General features: G+C 73.4%; 17 protein-coding genes and 1 riboswitch. Of the genes, 2 read left to right on the plus strand and 15 right to left on the minus strand.

Annotated features, from left to right (window positions below):
* Nucleotides 1-63: 63 nt before the first annotated feature.
* The 13 genes from E4U91_RS14335 to E4U91_RS14395 form a co-directional block, all read right to left on the minus strand.
* Nucleotides 64-1005 carry a Ppx/GppA phosphatase family protein gene (locus E4U91_RS14335; protein ID WP_137307219.1) on the minus strand — a complete coding sequence of 314 codons (942 nt, stop codon included), beginning with the start codon at nt 1003-1005 and terminating at the stop codon, nt 64-66.
* On the minus strand, nt 1002-1556 hold the full coding sequence (locus E4U91_RS14340; protein ID WP_137307220.1) for a DUF501 domain-containing protein: 555 nt from the start codon (nt 1554-1556) through the stop codon (nt 1002-1004). Before E4U91_RS14340 ends, E4U91_RS14335 begins: the two co-directional genes overlap by 4 nt.
* A 21-nt stretch (nt 1557-1577) precedes the next feature.
* On the minus strand, nt 1578-2060 hold the full coding sequence (locus E4U91_RS14345) for an FtsB family cell division protein (protein ID WP_137307221.1): 483 nt from the start codon (nt 2058-2060) through the stop codon (nt 1578-1580).
* A 115-nt stretch (nt 2061-2175) separates the two neighbouring features.
* A complete protein-coding gene (gene eno, locus E4U91_RS14350) occupies nt 2176-3462 on the minus strand; it encodes a phosphopyruvate hydratase (RefSeq protein ID WP_137307222.1) in 1287 nt (428 codons plus the stop codon).
* A 298-nt stretch (nt 3463-3760) separates the two neighbouring features.
* Nucleotides 3761-4489: a LysM peptidoglycan-binding domain-containing protein gene (locus E4U91_RS14355; RefSeq protein ID WP_137307223.1), complete on the minus strand. Its 729-nt coding sequence runs from the start codon at nt 4487-4489 to the stop codon at nt 3761-3763.
* A 4-nt stretch (nt 4490-4493) separates the two neighbouring features.
* Nucleotides 4494-4686: riboswitch (cyclic di-AMP (ydaO/yuaA leader) on the minus strand.
* Between the two features lie 195 nt (nt 4687-4881).
* On the minus strand, nt 4882-5934 hold the full coding sequence (locus tag E4U91_RS14360) for a LysM peptidoglycan-binding domain-containing protein (RefSeq protein WP_137307224.1): 1053 nt from the start codon (nt 5932-5934) through the stop codon (nt 4882-4884).
* A 202-nt stretch (nt 5935-6136) separates the two neighbouring features.
* Entirely contained in the window at nt 6137-7510 is a 1374-nt protein-coding gene (locus E4U91_RS14365) for a cytochrome P450 family protein (protein WP_137307225.1), read from the minus strand.
* Nucleotides 7507-8478, minus strand: a complete 972-nt coding sequence (locus E4U91_RS14370) for a nucleoside triphosphate pyrophosphohydrolase (protein ID WP_241678850.1) — start codon at nt 8476-8478, stop codon at nt 7507-7509. The genes E4U91_RS14365 and E4U91_RS14370 overlap by 4 nt, the downstream gene beginning before the upstream one ends.
* A 220-nt stretch (nt 8479-8698) precedes the next feature.
* Nucleotides 8699-9346, minus strand: coding sequence for a SurA N-terminal domain-containing protein (locus tag E4U91_RS14375; protein ID WP_137307226.1), 648 nt, complete (start codon nt 9344-9346; stop codon nt 8699-8701).
* Between the two features lie 165 nt (nt 9347-9511).
* Nucleotides 9512-10342: a glycoside hydrolase domain-containing protein gene (locus E4U91_RS14380; RefSeq protein ID WP_137307227.1), complete on the minus strand. Its 831-nt coding sequence runs from the start codon at nt 10340-10342 to the stop codon at nt 9512-9514.
* Nucleotides 10343-10436: 94 nt separating this feature from the next.
* Nucleotides 10437-11930, minus strand: a complete 1494-nt coding sequence (locus E4U91_RS14385; RefSeq protein ID WP_277755365.1) for a serine/threonine-protein kinase — start codon at nt 11928-11930, stop codon at nt 10437-10439.
* 38 nt (nt 11931-11968) lie between these two features.
* Nucleotides 11969-12640, minus strand: coding sequence for a hypothetical protein (locus tag E4U91_RS14390; RefSeq protein ID WP_137307229.1), 672 nt, complete (start codon nt 12638-12640; stop codon nt 11969-11971).
* Between the two features lie 151 nt (nt 12641-12791).
* Nucleotides 12792-14816 (minus strand): N-6 DNA methylase, encoded by a 2025-nt coding sequence (locus E4U91_RS14395; RefSeq protein ID WP_137307230.1) that lies wholly within the window; start codon nt 14814-14816, stop codon nt 12792-12794.
* 247 nt (nt 14817-15063) lie between these two features.
* Here E4U91_RS14395 and E4U91_RS14400 point away from each other — a divergent pair, with 247 nt between their 5' ends.
* A complete protein-coding gene (locus tag E4U91_RS14400) occupies nt 15064-15849 on the plus strand; it encodes a hypothetical protein (protein ID WP_137307231.1) in 786 nt (261 codons plus the stop codon).
* 54 nt (nt 15850-15903) lie between these two features.
* Here E4U91_RS14400 and E4U91_RS14405 read toward each other — a convergent pair whose 3' ends face one another.
* A complete protein-coding gene (locus tag E4U91_RS14405; protein WP_137307232.1) occupies nt 15904-16647 on the minus strand; it encodes an N-acetyltransferase in 744 nt (247 codons plus the stop codon).
* 138 nt (nt 16648-16785) lie between these two features.
* Nucleotides 16786-17511, minus strand: coding sequence for an HNH endonuclease family protein (locus E4U91_RS14410; RefSeq protein ID WP_137307233.1), 726 nt, complete (start codon nt 17509-17511; stop codon nt 16786-16788).
* Nucleotides 17512-17736: 225 nt separating this feature from the next.
* Here E4U91_RS14410 and E4U91_RS14415 point away from each other — a divergent pair, with 225 nt between their 5' ends.
* Nucleotides 17737-17922, plus strand: a complete 186-nt coding sequence (locus tag E4U91_RS14415; RefSeq protein ID WP_137307234.1) for an antitoxin — start codon at nt 17737-17739, stop codon at nt 17920-17922.
* The last annotated feature ends 69 nt before the right edge of the window (nt 17923-17991 follow it).

The following is a 17991-nucleotide window of genomic DNA, read 5'->3' on the forward strand; positions in this document are numbered from 1 at the left end:
GACCTCCGCAGAAGGGATGAAACGGGCTAATCACTCCGAATTACCCTTGTCCGCCCTCTTCCGTCACGCCACCGACCACGCGATCCCGTCGAGGATGTCGTGCTCGCTCACCACGACCTCCTCCGCGCCGATCCGGTCCATGATCGACAGCAGCACCAGCGCGCCGGCGCCGATGACGTCGACGCGGCCCGGGTGCATGGAGGGGACGGCCGCGCGCTCGGCGTGGGTGGAGCGCAGCAGCCGCTCGGTGATCTCGCGGACCCGGTCGCGGGAGACGCGGGAGTGGTGGATGCGGGCGGAGTCGTACTCGGGCAGGTTCTGGGCGATGGCCGAGACCGTGGTGACCGAGCCCGCCAGGCCGACCAGCGTGCGGGCCTCGTGCAGCGGGACGGACTGCTCGGCGAGGTCCAGGGCCGCCTCGATGTCGGCGCGCATCGCCGCGATCTGCTCCTCGGTCGGCGGGTCGGTCACCGCCCCGTCGACCACCAGGTGGCGCTCGGTCATCCGGACGCAGCCGACGTCCACGGAGCGGGCGGCCCGCACCCGGTCGTCGCCGACGACGAACTCGGTCGACCCGCCGCCGATGTCCACCACCAGGTACGGCTTGGCCAGGTCGTCGCGGCCGGTCAGCTCCTTGGTGGCGCCGGTGAAGGAGAACGCGGCCTCCTGGTCGCCGGTGATGACCTCGGGCTCGACGCCCAGGATGTCCAGCACGCCCCGCACGAACTCGTCGCGGTTCTCGGCGTCCCGGGAGGCGGAGGTGGCCACGAAGCGCAGGCGCTCCGCCCCGTGCTCCTTGATCACCGCCGCGTACTCGCGGCACGCGGCGAAGGTGCGCTCCAGCGCCTCGGGTGCGAGGCGCCCGGTCCGGTCGACGCCCTGGCCGAGCCGCACGATCGTCATGCGCCGGTCCAGGTCGGTCAGTTCGCCGGTCTCCGGGTGCGCGTCGGCGACGAGCAGCCGGATGGAGTTCGTACCGCAGTCGATGGCGGCGACGCGGGTCATCGGGCCTCCCCCTGGACGGACTGGCCGGTCGTCTGCCGGTCGGGCACCACGCAGCTGCCCTTGCGCCACCACTCGGGCAGCATGGCGAGCGCCTCGTCGCCCAGCGGGTTCACCCCGGGGCCCGCGGCCAGCGCGTGCGCGACCAGGACGTGCAGGCACTTCACCCGGTCCGGCATGCCGCCGGCGCTGGGGAAGCCCTTGAGCTCCTCGATCTCGTCGCGGCGCCTGACGTAGTCCTCGTGCGCGGCGCGGTAGGCGGCGGCGAGCTCGGGGTCGGTGGTGAGCCGCTCGGTCATCTCCTTCATCACGCCGTTGGCCTCCAGCGTGCCGATGGCGGAGTTCGCCCGGGGGCACGTCAGGTAGTACAGCGTCGGGAAGGGCGTGCCGTCGGGCAGGCGGGGCGCCGTCTCCACGACGTCCGGGCTGCCGCACGGGCAGCGGTGCGCGATGGCGCGCAGCCCGCGCGGCGGACGCCCGAGCTGCTGCTTGAAGGCCTCGACGTCCGCGTCGGTGGGCTCGGTGCGCGGCGTGGTCGGCGGGGGCGTTTCCATGCTTCGGGGTGTGTCTCTCTGTCAGTTCTTCCGGCCGGAGGCGTCGGACTTGTCGACGCCGTCCCAGACGTTGGAGTACCAGGGCCGGTCGGCGGCCCCGAGGTCGGCGCGGGACTTCCTCGCCGCGTCCGGGTCGACCACCACGAACCCGGTCTCGCCGGGCATCACGTAGTGCAGTCGCAGCCGGACCTGCTGCTCGGCGTACGCGTCGTCCTGCCAGCGTGCCTTGAGGTCGCGCAGTTGTTCCACCCGCTGGCGGGCCTGCTGCTTCTCACGCTGCAGGTCGGCGATGTCGGCGCGCTGGGAGACGTACTGGCGCATCGGGTACGCCAGGGCGACCACCAGCGAGCACAGCACGAGCGCCAGCAGCGCGGCGCGGCTGGTGAGCCGGGAGCGGCGGGCCTGCCGCCGGGTCTGCGAGCGGTAGACCCGGGCCGCCGTCTGCTCGCCGAGCAGCCGCAGCCGGGTCGCGGTGGAGAACCGGTCCCGGTCCTTCACGGCCATGTCGCCGACCTCCCGTTCACACGCGCGTACGTCCCCGCACACGGTACGGGACCGGTACGGGGACGTACGTACGACTGGCGCAGCCTTGACCCTTAAAGGCCCAGTGCCGGCCCGCTCAGCCCTTGAAGCGCGGGAAGGCGCTGCGGCCGGCGTACACCGCGGCGTCGTCGAGGATCTCCTCGATGCGCAGCAGCTGGTTGTACTTGGCGACGCGCTCGGAGCGGGCCGGGGCGCCGGTCTTGATCTGGCCGCAGTTGGTGGCGACGGCGAGGTCGGCGATGGTGACGTCCTCCGTCTCGCCGGAGCGGTGGGACATCATGCACTTGTAGCCGCTGCGCTGGGCCAGCTCCACGGCGTCCAGGGTCTCGGTGAGCGAGCCGATCTGGTTCACCTTCACCAGCAGGGCGTTGGCGGCGCCCTCCTCGATGCCGCGGGCCAGGCGCTCGGGGTTGGTGACGAACAGGTCGTCGCCGACCAGCTGCACCTTGTCGCCCAGCTTCTCGGTGATGACCTTCCAGCCGGCCCAGTCGTCCTCGAACAGCGGGTCCTCGATGGAGACCAGCGGGTAGGCCGCCACCAGCTCCTCGTAGTACTCCGTCATCTCGGCGGCGGAGCGCTCCTTGCCCTCGAAGACGTACTTGCCCTCCTTGTAGAACTCGGAGGCGGCGACGTCGAGCGCCAGCGCGATCTGCTCACCGGGGACGTACCCGGCCTGCTTGACGGCCTCGAGGATGAGGTCGAGGGCCTCGCGGTTGGAGCCGAGGTTCGGGGCGAAGCCGCCCTCGTCGCCGAGGCCGGTGGACAGGCCCTTGGACTTCAGGACGGCCTTGAGGGTGTGGTAGACCTCGGTGCCCCAGCGCAGCGCCTCGGAGAAGGACTCCGCGCCGATCGGGGCGATCATGAACTCCTGGATGTCCACGTTGGAGTCGGCGTGCGAGCCGCCGTTCAGGATGTTCATCATCGGCACCGGCAGCAGGTGCGCGTTCGGGCCGCCCAGGTAGCGGAACAGCGGCAGGTCGCTGGCCTCGGAGGCGGCGTGGGCGACGGCGAGCGAGACGCCGAGGATGGCGTTGGCGCCGAGCGAGCCCTTGTTGTCGGTGGCGTCCAGGTCGAACATGGCCTGGTCGATCAGGCGCTGCTCGGTGGCGTCGTAGCCGACGAGCTCCGGGCCGATCTGCTCGATGACGGCGAGGACGGCCTTCTCGACGCCCTTGCCCTGGTAGCGGTTCTGGTCGCCGTCGCGGAGCTCGATGGCCTCGAAGGCGCCCGTGGAGGCGCCGGACGGGACGGCGGCACGGCCGGTGCTGCCGTCGTCGAGGCCGACCTCGACCTCGACCGTGGGGTTGCCTCGGGAGTCCAGGATTTCCCGGGCTACGACGACGTCGATGGACGGCACGAGCATCTCCTTCGTGGATGTGACGCGGGTACACGCAGTACCGCAGTGGCTCTGCGAGATGAGCCTAACCGGCTCCGGCGCTTCGGCCAGCCGATCGGCCACCTCGTGGACAGAACCGAGAGTAAATTGTTCCTGAACTGAACAAAACCCCGGTGCGGCAACCAGGACACGAAAAACCCCGCCCCGGTGCGTACGGGGGAGAACGCACCGGGGCGGGGAGCCCGTGGGGACGGGGGACCCTCACGGGCCTCCACCATGGAGGACCCGGATGTGAGGGCGCTGTGCTTCGGTCACGAGCCGGCTGTCACTTCAGGTGCAGCTGCTGGCCCGGGTAGATGAGGTCGGCGTCCTCGACGATGTCCTTGTTCAGCTGGAACAGCTTCTCCCAGCCGCCCTGGACGTGGTGCTTCGCGGCGATGGTGCTGAGGGTGTCGCCCGCGACCACCTTGTACTCGCCGTCACCCTTCTTGACCTTCTTGCCGGTCGGGGTGGTGACCGTCTTCTGCGACTTCTGCGTCTTCTGCGTCGAGGCGGCCGGGCGCTCGCTGGAGCGGGAGGCGGCCTGGTCCTCGCTGGAGCGGGTCGAGGTGGAGCTCGAGCCGCTGTTCGAGGAGTTGGAGCCGGAGGAGCTGCTGGAGGAGCTCGAGGAGCCGCCGGTGGAGGCGCCCGACAGACCCTTGCCGCAGACCGGCCAGGCGCCCTTGCCCTGGGAGGCGAGGACCTTCTCGGCGATCTCGATCTGCTGGGACTTGCTGGCGCGGTCGGCGGTGGAGGCGTAGGCGGTGCCGCCGTACGCGGCCCAGGTGGAGGCCGAGAACTGCAGGCCGCCGTAGTACCCGTTGCCGGTGTTGATGGACCAGTTGCCGCCCGACTCGCACTGGGCGACGGCGTCCCACTCGGAGGTGGTGGCGGCGGAGGCGTTGCCGGCCGCCATCAGCGGTGCGGCGATGGCGACACCGGTGACGCCGGCGAGCGCGGCGGCGCGGGTGGCCTTGGACGGACGACGGTGCTTGCCCTTGCCGGAAAACAGCATGGATCGATCCCCTCACCGACGCCTGCGAGGTGAGCTGTCGGGTTCGGGCCGGTTGAGTTGCCCGGCCGCACCCCCCTCTCGGACGGCGCGGCTCCACCCCAAGCCGGTCCCGGCGTCGGCGGCCTCGAAGGCCTCTCAACTACCGGACCCGGCACTTACCTTGGGTCCCCCGCTCCTGCCTACGGCGCTTGACGCGACGACTGTTCCCGGGCTGCCGCTGGCAGGATTCGGCGTTGCGACGGCCGGGGCTCGGGTTGCCGAGCGATCTCGACCGTAGACAGGTGATCGACGGAATTTCAAAGACGATCAGGGCTTCTGAGACTCATCCCACACTTTCGCCAAACCGGACATTCAATAGCGAAGCATGACGTGAACTCCCGGGGTTTTTCGCCCTATTCGGCCCCTAGAGACAGGGTCTGACCGGGGACGATACTGCTCGGGTCGGCGCCGATGACGTCCTTGTTCGCCGCGTACAGCGCACGCCACCCGCCCGCGAGGTCAAGGGAGTCGGCGATGGACTCGAGGGAGTCACCCGGGTGGACGAGGTAGCCCTCGCCCGCGGGGGACGCGTGGCGGCCGACGGAGGCGGTGCTGGTGCCGTCCTCGGCCGGGGCCTCCTCGGCACTGCCGCCACGGTGCTTGCCGGTGCCGGACGCCGTGACGGGCGCGCTGTCGGTCGTGTCGGCCGCGGCACCGGTGTCGACGAGGCTCCAGGACCCCACGCCCTGCTCGGACTTGTCCGGAACGTCCGCATACGGGCTGCCCGTGGGTGAGCTGTCCGGCGCCTGCGCGGCGGCGCCACCCTTGTCCGCACCCGTGGACGCACCCGGCACCGTGGACGTGTCCGACGGAACGGACGAAGCGGGCGAAGAGGGGCCGGAAGAGGCGGAGTCGGACGGGGTGGCGCCCGTGTCGCCGGTCGGGGTGGAGGACGCCGACCCGGACGAGTCGGACGAATCACCCGAACCGGTGGCGTCCGTGGTCTCCTTGGAGGAGTCGGACAGCCCGCCGGGAAGCGGTGCCTGCGACGCGTCGCCTGCCACGCCGGTGTCCACGCCCAGCGCGCCGTTCTGCTGGGTGAGCCCCGACGTCAGGCCGCAGGTTCCCCAGGCGCCGACGCCCTGGTCGGCGAGGACCTTCTGGGCCACGGCGATCTGCTGGTTGCGGCTGGCCTGGTCGGCGCTCGGGGCGTAGGCCAGTCCGCCGTACGACTCCCAGTCGGCCTGGGTGAGGCTCAGGCCGCCGTACTCGCCGTTGCCGGTGTCGGCGCTCCAGGAGCCCCCGGACTCGCACTCGGCGACCGTGTCCCAGACCGTGCCGTCGGCAGCGCTGGCGCCGGAGGCGGCGAGGAGCGGGATGGCGATGGCCGAGCCGGTGACGCCGGCCGCGACGAGGAGGGCCGGGGCCTGACGGGGGCGACGGTGACGACCGTTCCCGGAGAGCATGCGGGGGCCTTTCTCGAGACAGCACTGACCGGCGCGGCGGGTGCCGTGGGCACGTGCGGGTCGCCGCGCTGAGGGGTGAACGTATCGGCAGACGATCACTTGTCACAAGTTCATGCCGCGCAGATCACGTGAAGATCACAAAGTTGAACGCGTGTCATCTTCGCCTCCGCCCGGTGACGCCCCCGCCCCGCACCCCGGGTGATTACGGGTCAGGTGTGAACGTCACGGGCAACGCGCGCAGACCGCGCATGATGAGCCCGCCGCGCCACCTCAACTCGGCGGAATCGGCGGCGAGTTGCAGGTCGGGCAGCCGGGTGAGCAGGGTGGCCAGCGCGGTCTGGCCCTCCAGCCGGGCCAGCGGGGCGCCGAGGCAGTAGTGGATGCCGTGCCCGTAGCCGAGGTGCTGGTTGTCGCGGCGCGCGAGGTCCAGCACGTCCGGGTCGGCGAAGCGCGCCGGGTCGCGGTCGGCGGCGGCCAGGACGACGAGCACCGGGTCGCCGGGGGCGATGTCCTGGCCGCCGAGGGTGAGCGGCCGGGTGGCGAACCGCCAGGTGGCCAGCTCCACCGGCCCGTCGAAGCGCAGGAGTTCCTCCACGCCCGTCTCCAGCAGCCCGCGCTCGCCGCGGGCCAGGGACTCCTGGAGCCGATGGCGCTGCCCGGGGTGGGTGAGCAGGGCGTAGGTGCCGTTGCCGATGAGGTTGACCGTGGTCTCGAAACCGGCGAACAGCAGGATGAACGCCATCGCCGCCGCCTCGTTCTCCGTGAGGTGCTCGCCGTGGTCGGAGGCGCGGATGAGCCCGGAGATGAGGTCCTCGCCGGGCACCGGGTCGGCGGGCAGCGCCTCGCGCTTGCGGTGGATCAGCTCGAGGAGGTACCCCCGCATCTTCTTCACGGACCGCGCGACCCCGCCCCGCGGGCCGCCGCCGTGCCGGATCATCATCCCGGCCCAGTCCCGGAAGTCGTCCTGGTCCTCGCGCGGGACGCCCAGCAGGTCGCAGATGGCGTAGATGGGCAGCGGGAAGGCGAACTCGTGGATGAGGTCCGCCGAACCGGTCCGCGCGAACCGGTCGATGAGGTCGTCCGTCAGCTCCTGCACCCGGGGCGCGAACTCGGCGACCCGGCGCGGGGTGAACGCCTTGCTGACGAGCCGGCGCAGCCGGGTGTGGTCCGGCGGGTCGATGTTGAGCAGATGGGTCATCAGCTCGGCCTTGCGCTCGCCCGGGATGCCGGTCTTGCCCTTCGCGTGCGCGGGCTCGTCGTGGTGCGCCGGGTTCTTGCTCAGCCGCGGGTCGGCCAGCGCCTGCTTGGCGTCCCCGTACCGCGTGACCAGCCACGCCTCCACCCCGCTCGGCAACCGCGTCCACCGCACAGGCGCGTGCTCCCGCAGCCAGGCATAGGCGGGGTAGGGGTTGGCGGCGAACTCCCAGGTGAAGAGTTCGGGGGCGGGGCCGGGCGCCGGGGCCGGGCCGGGGGCTTCGGACGCGTGCGGGGTGGCGGGGCAGGACGCCGGGCCGGTCGGGCCGGTCGGGCCGGTCGTTCCGGTCGGGCCGGTCGGGGGGTGGGGCTGGGCTGTCACTGGTCGACGGTATCCGTGGGGGCGGCCGTCGGGTGGGCGGGAAGGCCCTCCGCCTCCCGGATCGCGTCCCGGTACGCGCGGGCCGCCGCGCGCAGGGCCGCCTCCGGGTCGACGCCCTCCCGCTCGGCGCGCGCCGCCAGGGCGAGGAGGTCGTACCCGATGCCCTCGCCGGCGGGCAGGGGGACGCCCAGGCCGGCGGTGCGCACCCGGGACGCCAGCTTGGCGCCGAGGGCCAGGCCGGGCTGGTGCAGGGGCACGCCGTCGGTGACGGACTCGCGCCGCTTCTCCGCCGCCTTGGTGCGCAGCCAGTGCTCCTTGACCTCCTCGGGGGTGGTCGCGGTCGCGTCGCCGAAGACGTGGGGGTGGCGGTGGATCAGCTTGGCGACGATCGTGGCGGCGACGTCGTCGACGGAGAAGGGCGCCTCCTCGTCCTCCTGGGCTATCCGGGCGTGGAAGACCACCTGGAGCAGGACGTCGCCCAGTTCCTCGCGCAGCTCGTCGCGGTCGCCGTCCTCGATGGCCTCGACCAGCTCGTACGACTCCTCCACCGCGTACTTGGCCAGGCCCCGGTGGGTCTGCCGGGACGACCACGGGCACTCGGCGCGGATCCGGTCCATGACCTGCACGAGGTCGAGGAGGCGCGCGCCGGGGAGGTCGTAGGAGGCGGGGAGCAGTTCCAGCTCGGGCAGGGCGACCCGGCCGGAGCCGGCCAGCCGGGCCAGGCCGTCGGTGAGGGCCGGCTCGCCCTCCCCCGTGGCCACGACGACCGCCGTGCGGCCGCCGGCGCAGGCCGCGACCAGTTCCTCGGCCGTGGGGGACGCCTCCTCGACGGTGATCCCGGCCTCGCGCAGGTACGGCAGCTGCGGGTGGGCGCCGTCCGCGCACAGCACGCGGTCCGCCGAGCGCAGCGCCTCCCAGGCCGGCCAGGACAGCAGGCCGGGGGCGACGCGGTGGCTGGTGGTGAGCAGGACGACCCGGCCGGTGGCGGTGCCGGTGGGGTCGGCGGGGCGGCGGGCGTCCGGGGAGCCGGAGGCGGCGGAGGCGGTCACATCGTTCACGCTTCGAACGTAACCCACACCGCCGACGGCCTCACGGCGTTGTCCACAGGCAGCACGGCGCGGTCGTACGATCACACCGGCCGGGGCCGTCCTGCGTGCCGCAGGCGCGGACGCGGGACGGCGGACGCGATCAGGCGGACTGCTTCTGTCCGGCCGTCGTCACCTCGCGCACCCACGGCGTGTCGGCGTCCACCCGGCTGACCTTCTGGACGTCCCAGCTGCCGTAGCGCGGGTTGAGGTCGACGCCGAGGTCCTTCGACGCCTTCGACAGGGCGCCCCAGAACTCGGGCCGGCTGGTGTCGGTGCCCAGCTCCTGCGCGAGCTTCTGGGCCTGGAGCTGGAGGCGGAGGTTGTCGTCGAGGCGCTGCGGCGGGACGCCGTACTGCTGGAGCCAGGCCGTCTCCAGGGCCTTCGCGCCGCCCGCCTGCTTCTCCAGGTCGGACCGCATCGTCTGGACCTCGCCCCGGCTGACGATCACGCCCGCGTCGCGCGCGGCGCGCTCCAGCACCCGGTCCAGGACCATGCCGTGCAGGGTGTCCCGGGCGAGGGTGCCGGTCTGGGCGACGGCCTGCGCGTACTGGGCGTCGTCCCGGACGGCCGCGCGCTGGGCCTCGCGCACCTCGTCCACCCGGCCCTGGAGCTGGGAGACGGTGATCCGCTGGTCGCCGACCACCGCCGCGGCGCCCGGGTGCGCGTCGTTCCCGCAGGCGGTGAGGAGGGGGCCGGCCGCGATGAGCGCGGCGGACAGCAGGAGCGCGGTGCGGCGACGGCGGTGCAAGGAAACCTCCCGAGGAGATTGTGCGACGGTGCACAAAGTCTTGCGGTGATCGATGGTAGGCAGTGGGACGGCTGGGGCCAACCCATTGGACCAACGATTCACCGGAACATCGGGTACCGCCGCACCGCCGCACCGACGCGCGGTGGCCGGGGCCGCGCCCGGCGGTCAGCCGACGAGGGCGACCGGTGCGTCCCACGCGTCGCGGTCGACGGTCAGCGTGTAACCGCCGCGCGTCTCCTTGCTGTTCACCAGGTACTGGTGGCCGCGGCTGTGGTTGGTGAACTGGGTGGCGCCCCAGGGCCAGTCGGCGGTGGTCGTCTGCTGCTTGTCCCACAGCGCGTACCAGAGGTTGCCCGGCAGGTCCGTCTTGTTCGTGGCCGTGGCGATCGCCTTGGCGCTGGAGCTGCTGAAGCCGTAGTAGCCGCCGCGGTACACCTTGCCCCGCAGGGTCTTCGTGAACGAGCGCACATACGTCAGCACCGCGTCGTTGCACGCCTTGTTGGTGATGTCGTACGGCTCCATGTCGAGGTAGACCGGGCTGCCGGCCTTCATGCCGAGCGCCGACGCCTTGGCGACCGCGTCGGCCGCGTCCTGCGCGCCGAGGGAGGCGGCGGTGGCCGCGGTCAGCTTCTCCGGGTTGGCGCTCGTCTGGCAGGGCGGCTGGGCGCCGACGTAGAGCGGGATGAGCTTCCAGCCCGCGGAGTTGACCGACTTCACCCAGGACGCGGTGAGGTTGGGCTGGGCGCAGCCGCGGTTCTTGCCGCCGATGTACACGGCGGCGGCGCCGTAGTAGCCGTCCGCCTTCCACGCCTTCATCGCGCTCAGCGAGGGCGCGGTGCAGGTGTCGAAGGCGCGGCCGGTGTAGGTCTTCTGGGCCGGCCAGGTGGTGGCGGCCATGGACTGCTGCGCGGCGATCCCGCCCCCGGCGACCACGGCGGCCCCGGCCACGGTCCAGGCGATGTATCGGCGCTTCTTGGACTGCCGGTGCTCGGCCATCCCCCACCCCATTCGTGTTCACGGCGCGCGCGTGCGCGTGCGCACCCCGGCCGTCACCCTATTCACCCGCTGCCCGGTCCCTCCGCGGGCCCCCCTACCCGCGCACCTGCCCCAGCCACTGGAGGGTGCGGTGGACCTCCGCGGCGAGCGGGTGGCCGGGGCCGCGCAGGCGTTCCACGTCGTGCAGGAGCCGGATCAGCGTGTCGTGCGCGGCGCCCCGGTCGCCGAGCGCGAGGAGCAGCTGGCCGATGCGGCGGCGGACGTCGTGGGCGAGTTCGGGGTCGGTGAAGACGTACTGATTCTCGTAGTACGGCAGCAGCGTGCGGTATTCGGCGAGTGCCGCCGCGGGGTCGCCGAGCTGTTCCAGGCACTGGGCCACGTCGAAGCGGAAGCGCAGTGCCTGCGGGTCGGCCTGGCCGGCCTCGGCGGCGCGTTCGGCGGCCAGGCGGCGCAGTTCGGGCAGCGCGCGCCGGTACTGGCCGTCGTCCATGAGGGTGGCCGCGTACTGCTTGCGCAGGGTGCGCACCACCGGCGAGTGCTCGCCGTGCTGTTCGGCGGCGGCCGGGAGGATCGCGCTGAGGATGTCGACGGCCTGGGTGATCCGGCCCTCCCCCAGCAGGCGCTTGACCTCGTCCACGGCGTCCGCCACGTCCGGCTTGCCGGGCGCGCCGGGCACCGGGGTCATGGGAGCGGGCTGCGGCGCGGGCGTGCGCGCGCGGTCCGGCCAGGGGGCGTGCGGGCGCAGGAAGGGCCGCGTCGGGTCCAGCGGCGCCCCGGTGGGCATCCCGCGCGCGGGGAGCAGCAGCGCCAGGTCCTCGTAGACCTCCTGCGCCGAGGCCGGCCGGTGCTGCGGGTCCTTCGCCAGCAACCGCAGCACCAGGTTCTCCAGGGCCTCCGGCACCTCGGGGCGCAGCCGGCGCACGGGGACCGGCGGTTCGTACAGGTGCCGGTGCAGCACGCCCAGCGCGGTGGAGCCGGCGAACGGCACGTCACCGCTGAGCAGTTCGTGCAGCAGCACGCCGAGCGCGTACAGGTCGGTGTACGGGCCCACCGCGCCGCCCATGGCCTGCTCCGGCGCCATGTACGCGGGCGACCCGATCGGTGAACCGGTGTGCGTCAGGCGGGTGGTGTCGCTGTCCATCACGGACGCGACGCCCAGGTCCAGGACGGTGATCGTGCCGTCCTGCTTCACCATCACGTTGCGCGGCTTGAGGTCGCGGTGCACGATCGGCACCGCGTGCACGGCGCTGAGCACCGCGCACAGCTGCGCGGCCACCGCGACCGCCCACGGCCACGGGTACGGGTCGTGCTCGGCCAGGTGGTCGGAGAGGTCGGCGCCGTCGACGTACTGCATGACGAGGAACAGCTCCTCGCCCTCGCTGCCCGCGTCGTGCACCGTGACCAGGCCGGGGTGGTCGACCTGCGCGGTCACCCGGCACTCGCGCAGGAACCGGCGGCGCAGCTCGGCGGCCTCGGCGCCGGCCACCTTGTCGGGGCGCAGCAGCTTCACCGCGACGCGCCGGTCCAGGCGCCGGTCGTAGGCCGTCCAGACCTGGCCCATGCCGCCCTGCCCGAGGAGCGTGGCCAGTTCGTACCGGTCGCCGACGACGCGTCCCGCCGTCCCGGTCACCGGCCGCCCTCGTGGTCACCGCCGGGGCGGCCCTCCTGCTTGCGCAGGAAGTCGCTGAGTTCATCCAGCTCCGCGCGCACCTGGTCGATGCGGGCGGGCGCGGGGCGCTGCGGCGGCGGGACGGGGCCCGGGGCCGTCGGGCTGTGGACGGGCGGCGGCTGGGGTACCGGCGTGTGCGGCTGGGGTATCGGGGTGTGCGGCCGGGGCACCGGCGTGGCGGACGGCTGCTGCGGCACGTGCGTGGTCGCGTACGGCGAGACCGGCGGCGTGGGTTGGGCGTAGCCGAACACCGTGGGGGCGGCGGGGCCGTGCGCGCCGGGGCCCTGCGGCCCGGGGCCGAACTGCTGCCGCCGGCCCAGCTGGACGTCGACCATCACGAAGTAGGCCGCCGCCGCGGCGCCGAGGATCAGCGCGGTCGCGAGCGCGATGTCGCTGCGCACGTCCGTCTCGGGGACCGAACCGACCACCGCCAGCGCACCGATGGACAGCGGCAGGCTCACCCAGGCCGCTGTCCAGTCGTACCACCGGCCGCGCAGCGCGGCGACGCGGAACAGCGGCATGCACGCGAGCAGGCCGCACGACAGGAAGCCGGCGGCGGCGAACAGCACGCGCAGGGTGATGACGGTTCCCGCGCTGCGTGGGGGCGGCACCGCGCCGTGGCCGTACATGGCTGCTCCTGAACCGGTGGTGGCTGGACGTCGACGTGAGGCCTTGAGGGTATAGGCCGACACGGACAACGGGGTCCGGGATGTACCGAACCGTTGCCGCACTGATCACTTCCGGTGAGGCGGGACGGGCGCGCGGGACTCCGGGTGGTCCTCAGTCCGGGGCGACCGAGCCGTCCGTGAGGCCGTCGTACATGCCGCGCACCAGCTGGTCGCCGAGCCGGCCCGCCCGGCGCAGCGCGCGCTCGAACTCGTCCAGGGCGCGGAACCGGGCGCCGTAGCGCCGCTGTTCCGCCGGCGGCAGCCGGGGCAGCTGCAGGCGCCGCACGTCCAGCCGGGTGGCCGTGGAGGCGTAGCTGCTGGCCTGGCGGTGGTTGGCGGTGCCGCGCAGGAACCCGGCGAGGAACCAGGGGTCCAGCTCGGCCGGTTCCGGGCGCAACAGCACGAGGTTGCGCCCCAGGGCCGCGCCCGCGGTGGACTCGTCGATCACCCGCGCCACCGCGCCGCCGCCGAGCACCGGGACGACGACGTCACCGGGCCGGGTGAGCACCGCCTCCCCGTCGCTCTCGGGGAGCGTGCCGGAGGGGGCGGTCCCGGCGAGCACGTCGTGGTCGGTGAGGACGGATACGCGCGCGTGGCCGCCGCTGCCGCCGGTGCTCATCGTCAGGGCTCCCCCGCGCGCGAGTTCGCCGACGGTGGTGAGCGGCCAGTGCGCGGGCCGTCCCGTGTCGGCGGGCGGCGGGGTGAGGTCGGCCGCCAGCCGCAGCGTCTCCCCCAGCCGCTCGCGCACGGCGGTGAGGGCCGCCGCGCCGTCGGCCACGGCGGGCGGGGGCAGGTGGCGGGCCGGGGCGAGGTCGACGTCGTCGTCGAGCAGGTCGATGACCGGCACGCTGCGGGCCAGGCCCGGCCGTTCCTCCAGGTCGCCCGTGCGGTCGGTGGTCCGCCAGGCGTCGAGGACGGCGTCGCGCACGGCGTCCCAGTCGGGCCCGCCGCGCCCCTCGCCGGTGAAGCGTCCCGCGTCCACCAGCAGCACCCGCGGCTGCGGGGGCACCTGCTCGGGCCGGCGCAGCACCCACAGGTGCAGCGGCAGGTTGTACGGCGGTGCCGCGCCGGTCGGCAGGGCGACGACCGCGCGCAGCGCCCCCCGGCGCAGCAGGTCGGCGCGGATCCGGCGGCCCGAGCGGCGGGAGGCGGAGGCGGGCGGCATCAGCAGCACGGCGGTGCCGCCGGCGCGCAGCCGGGCCTGCGCGTGCTGGACCCAGGCCAGTTCGGACTCGGTGCGGGCCGGGAAGCCGTACTCCCAGCGGGCGTCGTAGGCGAGTTCGTCGTGGCCCCAGTTGCGCTCGTTGAACGGCGGGTGGCACAGCACCGCGTCGGCCCGCAGGTCGGGGTGGGCGTCGGCGCGCAGGGTGTCGCCGACGGCGGCGTGCACGGTGGCGCGGGTGCCGAGCGCGAGGCGCAGGGCGGTGAGCGCGGCGAGGTCGGGCGCGCTGTCCTGGGCGTACAGCTCCTGGTCGGGGCACGGGTCGACGGCCCGCAGCAGGGCGCCGGTGCCGCAGGCGGGGTCGAGGACGGTGCGGGCGGGTCCGGCGAGGTCGGCCATCAGGCGGGCGAGTTCGGCGGGGGTGAGCGTGTACTGGCGCGGGTTGGCGTCGAGGTGACGGCCGACCAGGAACTCGAAGGCCCGGCGCGCGCCGAGTTCGGCGGCCAGGTCGGCCACGCCGCGCAGCAGCGGCACCGAGGGCAGCAGGCGCGGGGCGGTGGGGGGCCGCAGGGCCGGTCCTACGGCGGGCCCGGCGGGGAGCACCTGCTCCAGCGCCTCCGGCAGCAGGGCGGCGAGGCGTTCGTCGCTGCCCGCGCTCACCTCCAGCCAGACCGTCGGGCGGGCGTGGACGATCAGCAGGACGCAGCCGGCGTGGATGAGTCCGGTGACCGGGCCCTCCGGGTGGCCGGCGAGCTGCTGCCAGACGCGTTCGCGCAGCGGGACCTCGGCGAGCTTGCCCTGGCGGCGCAGCCAGTCCTCGACCTCGGCGAGGGCGAAGGAGGGGCTGGTCTCGCTGCCGCCCACGGGCTTGGGGAAGTCGGCGTGCCGGCGGCGCCAGTTGCTGACGGCGGCACGGCCGACGCCCGCGAGCCGTGCGATTCCGGCCGCGGTCACCTCTGTCGCGTTGTCCTGCACTCGCCCCGCTCCCCTCGTCGCCCTTGTCGCCCCGTGACGGCCGAGCATACCGACGCACACAAGACGGACCCCTTCACGCACGTGTACGGGACCTGCGGTGTGAACCATGTTGACTCGGTTCACAGCACATGCTGTCATTGACCCCGCGAACGGTGCCCCGGGCGCACAGGGGACGCCCGGGGCACCCGCGCCCGCCTGCGCACTCGCCCCGTTCCGTCCATCAGGTCCCACACGCCAAGGAATCGCCATGCGTCGCACCACACTCGCCGCCCTCTGCATCGCCGCCGCGACGGCCACCGCGCTCACCGGCTGCCAGTCGGGGCCGGACTCGTCCGACGGCGCCTCCCGGACCGGCGGCGCGAGCGCTTCGCCGGCGGCCAAGGAGAAGGAGCCCTTCGCCGGGCTGACCGGCGGCCAGATCGCCGACCGGGCCCTGACCGCCACCACGGGCGCCTCGTCGCTGCGCCTGAAGGGCGACGTCCCCGATGAGGAGAGCGGCGGCACGATCACCCTGGACGTCGCCCTGGACAAGAAGGGCGAGTGCGCCGGTTCGCTGAGCATGAACGGCCAGGGCCGGGCCGACCTGATCAAGACCGGCGACACGATCTACATGAAGTACGACGAGGCGTTCCTGCGCGCCCAGAGCAAGGGCGAGTCGAAGGACACCACGGACGCCGTGGTGAACATGCTCGCCGGGAAGTGGACCAGGACGTCCGCCACCGGCAAGGACGCCATGGACATCTCCGGCTTCTGCGACCTGGACACCGTGCTCGGCGGCGCCGACGAGGGCTCCTCGGCGGCCACGCGCGGCAGGACGACCACCGTCGACGGCACGCCCGCGATCGTGCTCACCGAGCAGGACGGCAAGGACCGGTACACGGTGTACGTGGCGACCCAGGGCGAGCCGTACCTGCTGCGCATCGACAGCGCGTCCGCGGGCGACCCCGGCACGCTCGCCTTCAGCGACTACGAGGAGCCCGTCCCGGCGCAGAAGCCGAGCGGCAAGATCCTCGACCTGGACGAGCTGGGCTGATCCGCACGACCGCACGACCGCACGACCAACGCAGCCGCACCGTCGCCGTACCGCTCACAGCGGGTGCCGCATCCACACGTTGGGCTCCACGTACACGGCGTAGTCCCGCTCGGGTACGCAGTGCACGGGCACCAGCGCGCCCGGCACCTCGACGAGCCCCTCGGTGTCGAAGGGCAGCCCGGTCCAGCGGCGCCAGTCCGCCAGCGGGGCGGCGACGGTCATGGAGACGGGGGCGATCCGCTCGATCACGGCCCCGGCACGGGCGTGGACCCGCAGCCACGGGTCGGCGGGCAGCCCGTCCTGCCGTACCCGGCGGGCGTACTCCTCGATGGGCGTGCGCGGTTCGAGGTGCTTGGCGTTGGGCCGTACGGGGGCGACGACCTCCGAGAAGCCACGGGCGCGGGCGGTGTCGCGCAGCGCACCGAGCATGCGGCCTGACAGGCCGAGCCCCTGGGCGTGCGGCGCCACCACGACCGAGACGGCGCTGACGGTGTCCGGGACGGTCCCGCGGCGCAGGTCGGCGAAGGCCCACAGCAGCACCTGGTCCCAGCCGCGCGCGGGCAACTCGCCCCGGCCGTCGGCGTGCAGGCGGAAGGGGACGCTGAAGGCGTGCGCCACGACCTCGCCGCGTTCGTCCTGCGCGACCGCCACGTACTCGGGGAACTCCCGGGGGATCCGCGGGTAGTGGGCGGTGCCCACCGGGTCCTGGGTCGTGAACTCGGCCCAGGTGTCCGGCATGCCGAGCACCGCGTCGACGAGGTCCGGGCGGTCGGCGAGGGAGGAGACGGTCACCTGCATGCGGTCACCGTAGGGAGGCGGGGCGGGCGCGGGAAAGCCGTTTTCGGGCGGGGCCCGGCGGGCTCGCTCAGCCGGCGGACCGACCCGAGCCGCTCGGTCCGCTCACCCCGCTCACCCCGCTCACCCCGCTCAGCGGGTTCAGCCCGCGCGGAAGCGTCCCGGGGCCTTGGTCGGGTTGCCGCCGGTGGGGAGTTTCTGGCCGGGGCAGGTCGCGAGGACCTTCTTCATCGCGGACTTCTCCGCGCCCGTGACCCACAGGCCGTACTTCCTCTTCACCGCGACCTGCGCGGCGACGTAGGTGCAGCGGTACGCCTTGTTCGGCGGGAGCCAGGTCGCCGTGTCGCCGTCGCCCTTGGAGCGGTTGGTGCTCGCGTCGACGGCCACCAGGTTCAGGGGGTCGTTGGCGAGGGCGATGCGCTTGCTCGCGTCCCAGTACTTGGCGCCCTTCTGCCAGGCGTCGGAGAGGGCGACGACATGGTCGATGTCGACCTGGCTGCGGCCGCGCCGGTAGGTGACGGACTTGCCGGAGTAGGGGTCCGACTCCAGCACGCCGTACGACACCTTGCACCGGCCGGCGGTGAACCGGACCTCCTCCAGGTCCCGCTTCAGTATGTCGTCGCGGGTGTCGCAGTCGTTGGAGTCGGTGTCCGCCCAGGCGGTGCCGAACTTCTCGCGCTCGTAACCGGTCTTGGGCGCCCTGCCCTTGACCGTCAGCGCGTCGGCCGCCGCGAGCGCGGCGCCCCCGGTCGCGGCGGGGGTACCGCCGGGGCCCGTGGTGCCGTTCCCCACGAGGTCGTCCTTGCAGCCCGTGAGCGTGCACAGCAGCACCGCGGCGATCGCCGCCCCACCCCTCAGACGCTTCACGCGCCCCTCCCCTTCCCGCCTGTTCCCGCCTGTTCCCGCCTGCCCGGCCGTACGGCCCGTCCGCCCGCCACAGGGCGGATTCCCCGGGTGACGGCCCGTACACCGTAACGAGCGCGGGCGCGGGGGCCCGTCAGGAGGTCTGGACCACATCCGCCCACAAGTGGTCATCCCCGGCAACCCGTGCATATGGTCGAGTGTGGAGTCACCCCCCGGAAGGAGCTCTGGATGGGCATCTTCGACAGGTTCAAGAGCAACCGCCAGGCACAGGAAAAGGCGGGGTCCCTGTCCGACACCGCCGAGAAGAAGGTCAACGAGAGGACGGGCGGCAAGTACGAGAGCCAGGTCGACGACGCGCAGCGCAAGGGCGAGGGCGCGCTCGGCATGGACCGCGACCGGCCCGAACAGCCGTAGGCCTCAGGGCCCCCGGCACTCTCCAGGGTCCATGCGGGACCCGGGCCCGGCAGGGCGGCGTCGAGCCGA

The sequence above is a fragment of the Streptomyces lasalocidi genome, from assembly GCF_005280215.1.
GTDB lineage: Bacteria > Actinomycetota > Actinomycetes > Streptomycetales > Streptomycetaceae > Streptomyces > Streptomyces longwoodensis.

Coding starts and splice junctions, on each gene's coding strand:
- E4U91_RS14340 (WP_137307220.1), bottom strand. CDS start 1,556: ATGGAAACGCCCCCGCCGACCACGCCGCGCACCGAGCCCACCGACGCG.
- E4U91_RS14415 (WP_137307234.1), top strand. CDS start 17,737: ATGGGCATCTTCGACAGGTTCAAGAGCAACCGCCAGGCACAGGAAAAG.
- E4U91_RS14360 (WP_137307224.1), bottom strand. CDS start 5,934: ATGCTCTCCGGGAACGGTCGTCACCGTCGCCCCCGTCAGGCCCCGGCC.
- E4U91_RS14405 (WP_137307232.1), bottom strand. CDS start 16,647: ATGCAGGTGACCGTCTCCTCCCTCGCCGACCGCCCGGACCTCGTCGAC.
- E4U91_RS14335 (WP_137307219.1), bottom strand. CDS start 1,005: ATGACCCGCGTCGCCGCCATCGACTGCGGTACGAACTCCATCCGGCTG.
- E4U91_RS14355 (WP_137307223.1), bottom strand. CDS start 4,489: ATGCTGTTTTCCGGCAAGGGCAAGCACCGTCGTCCGTCCAAGGCCACC.
- E4U91_RS14380 (WP_137307227.1), bottom strand. CDS start 10,342: ATGGCCGAGCACCGGCAGTCCAAGAAGCGCCGATACATCGCCTGGACC.
- E4U91_RS14345 (WP_137307221.1), bottom strand. CDS start 2,060: ATGGCCGTGAAGGACCGGGACCGGTTCTCCACCGCGACCCGGCTGCGG.
- E4U91_RS14390 (WP_137307229.1), bottom strand. CDS start 12,640: ATGTACGGCCACGGCGCGGTGCCGCCCCCACGCAGCGCGGGAACCGTC.
- E4U91_RS14400 (WP_137307231.1), top strand. CDS start 15,064: ATGCGTCGCACCACACTCGCCGCCCTCTGCATCGCCGCCGCGACGGCC.
- eno (WP_137307222.1), bottom strand. CDS start 3,462: ATGCTCGTGCCGTCCATCGACGTCGTCGTAGCCCGGGAAATCCTGGAC.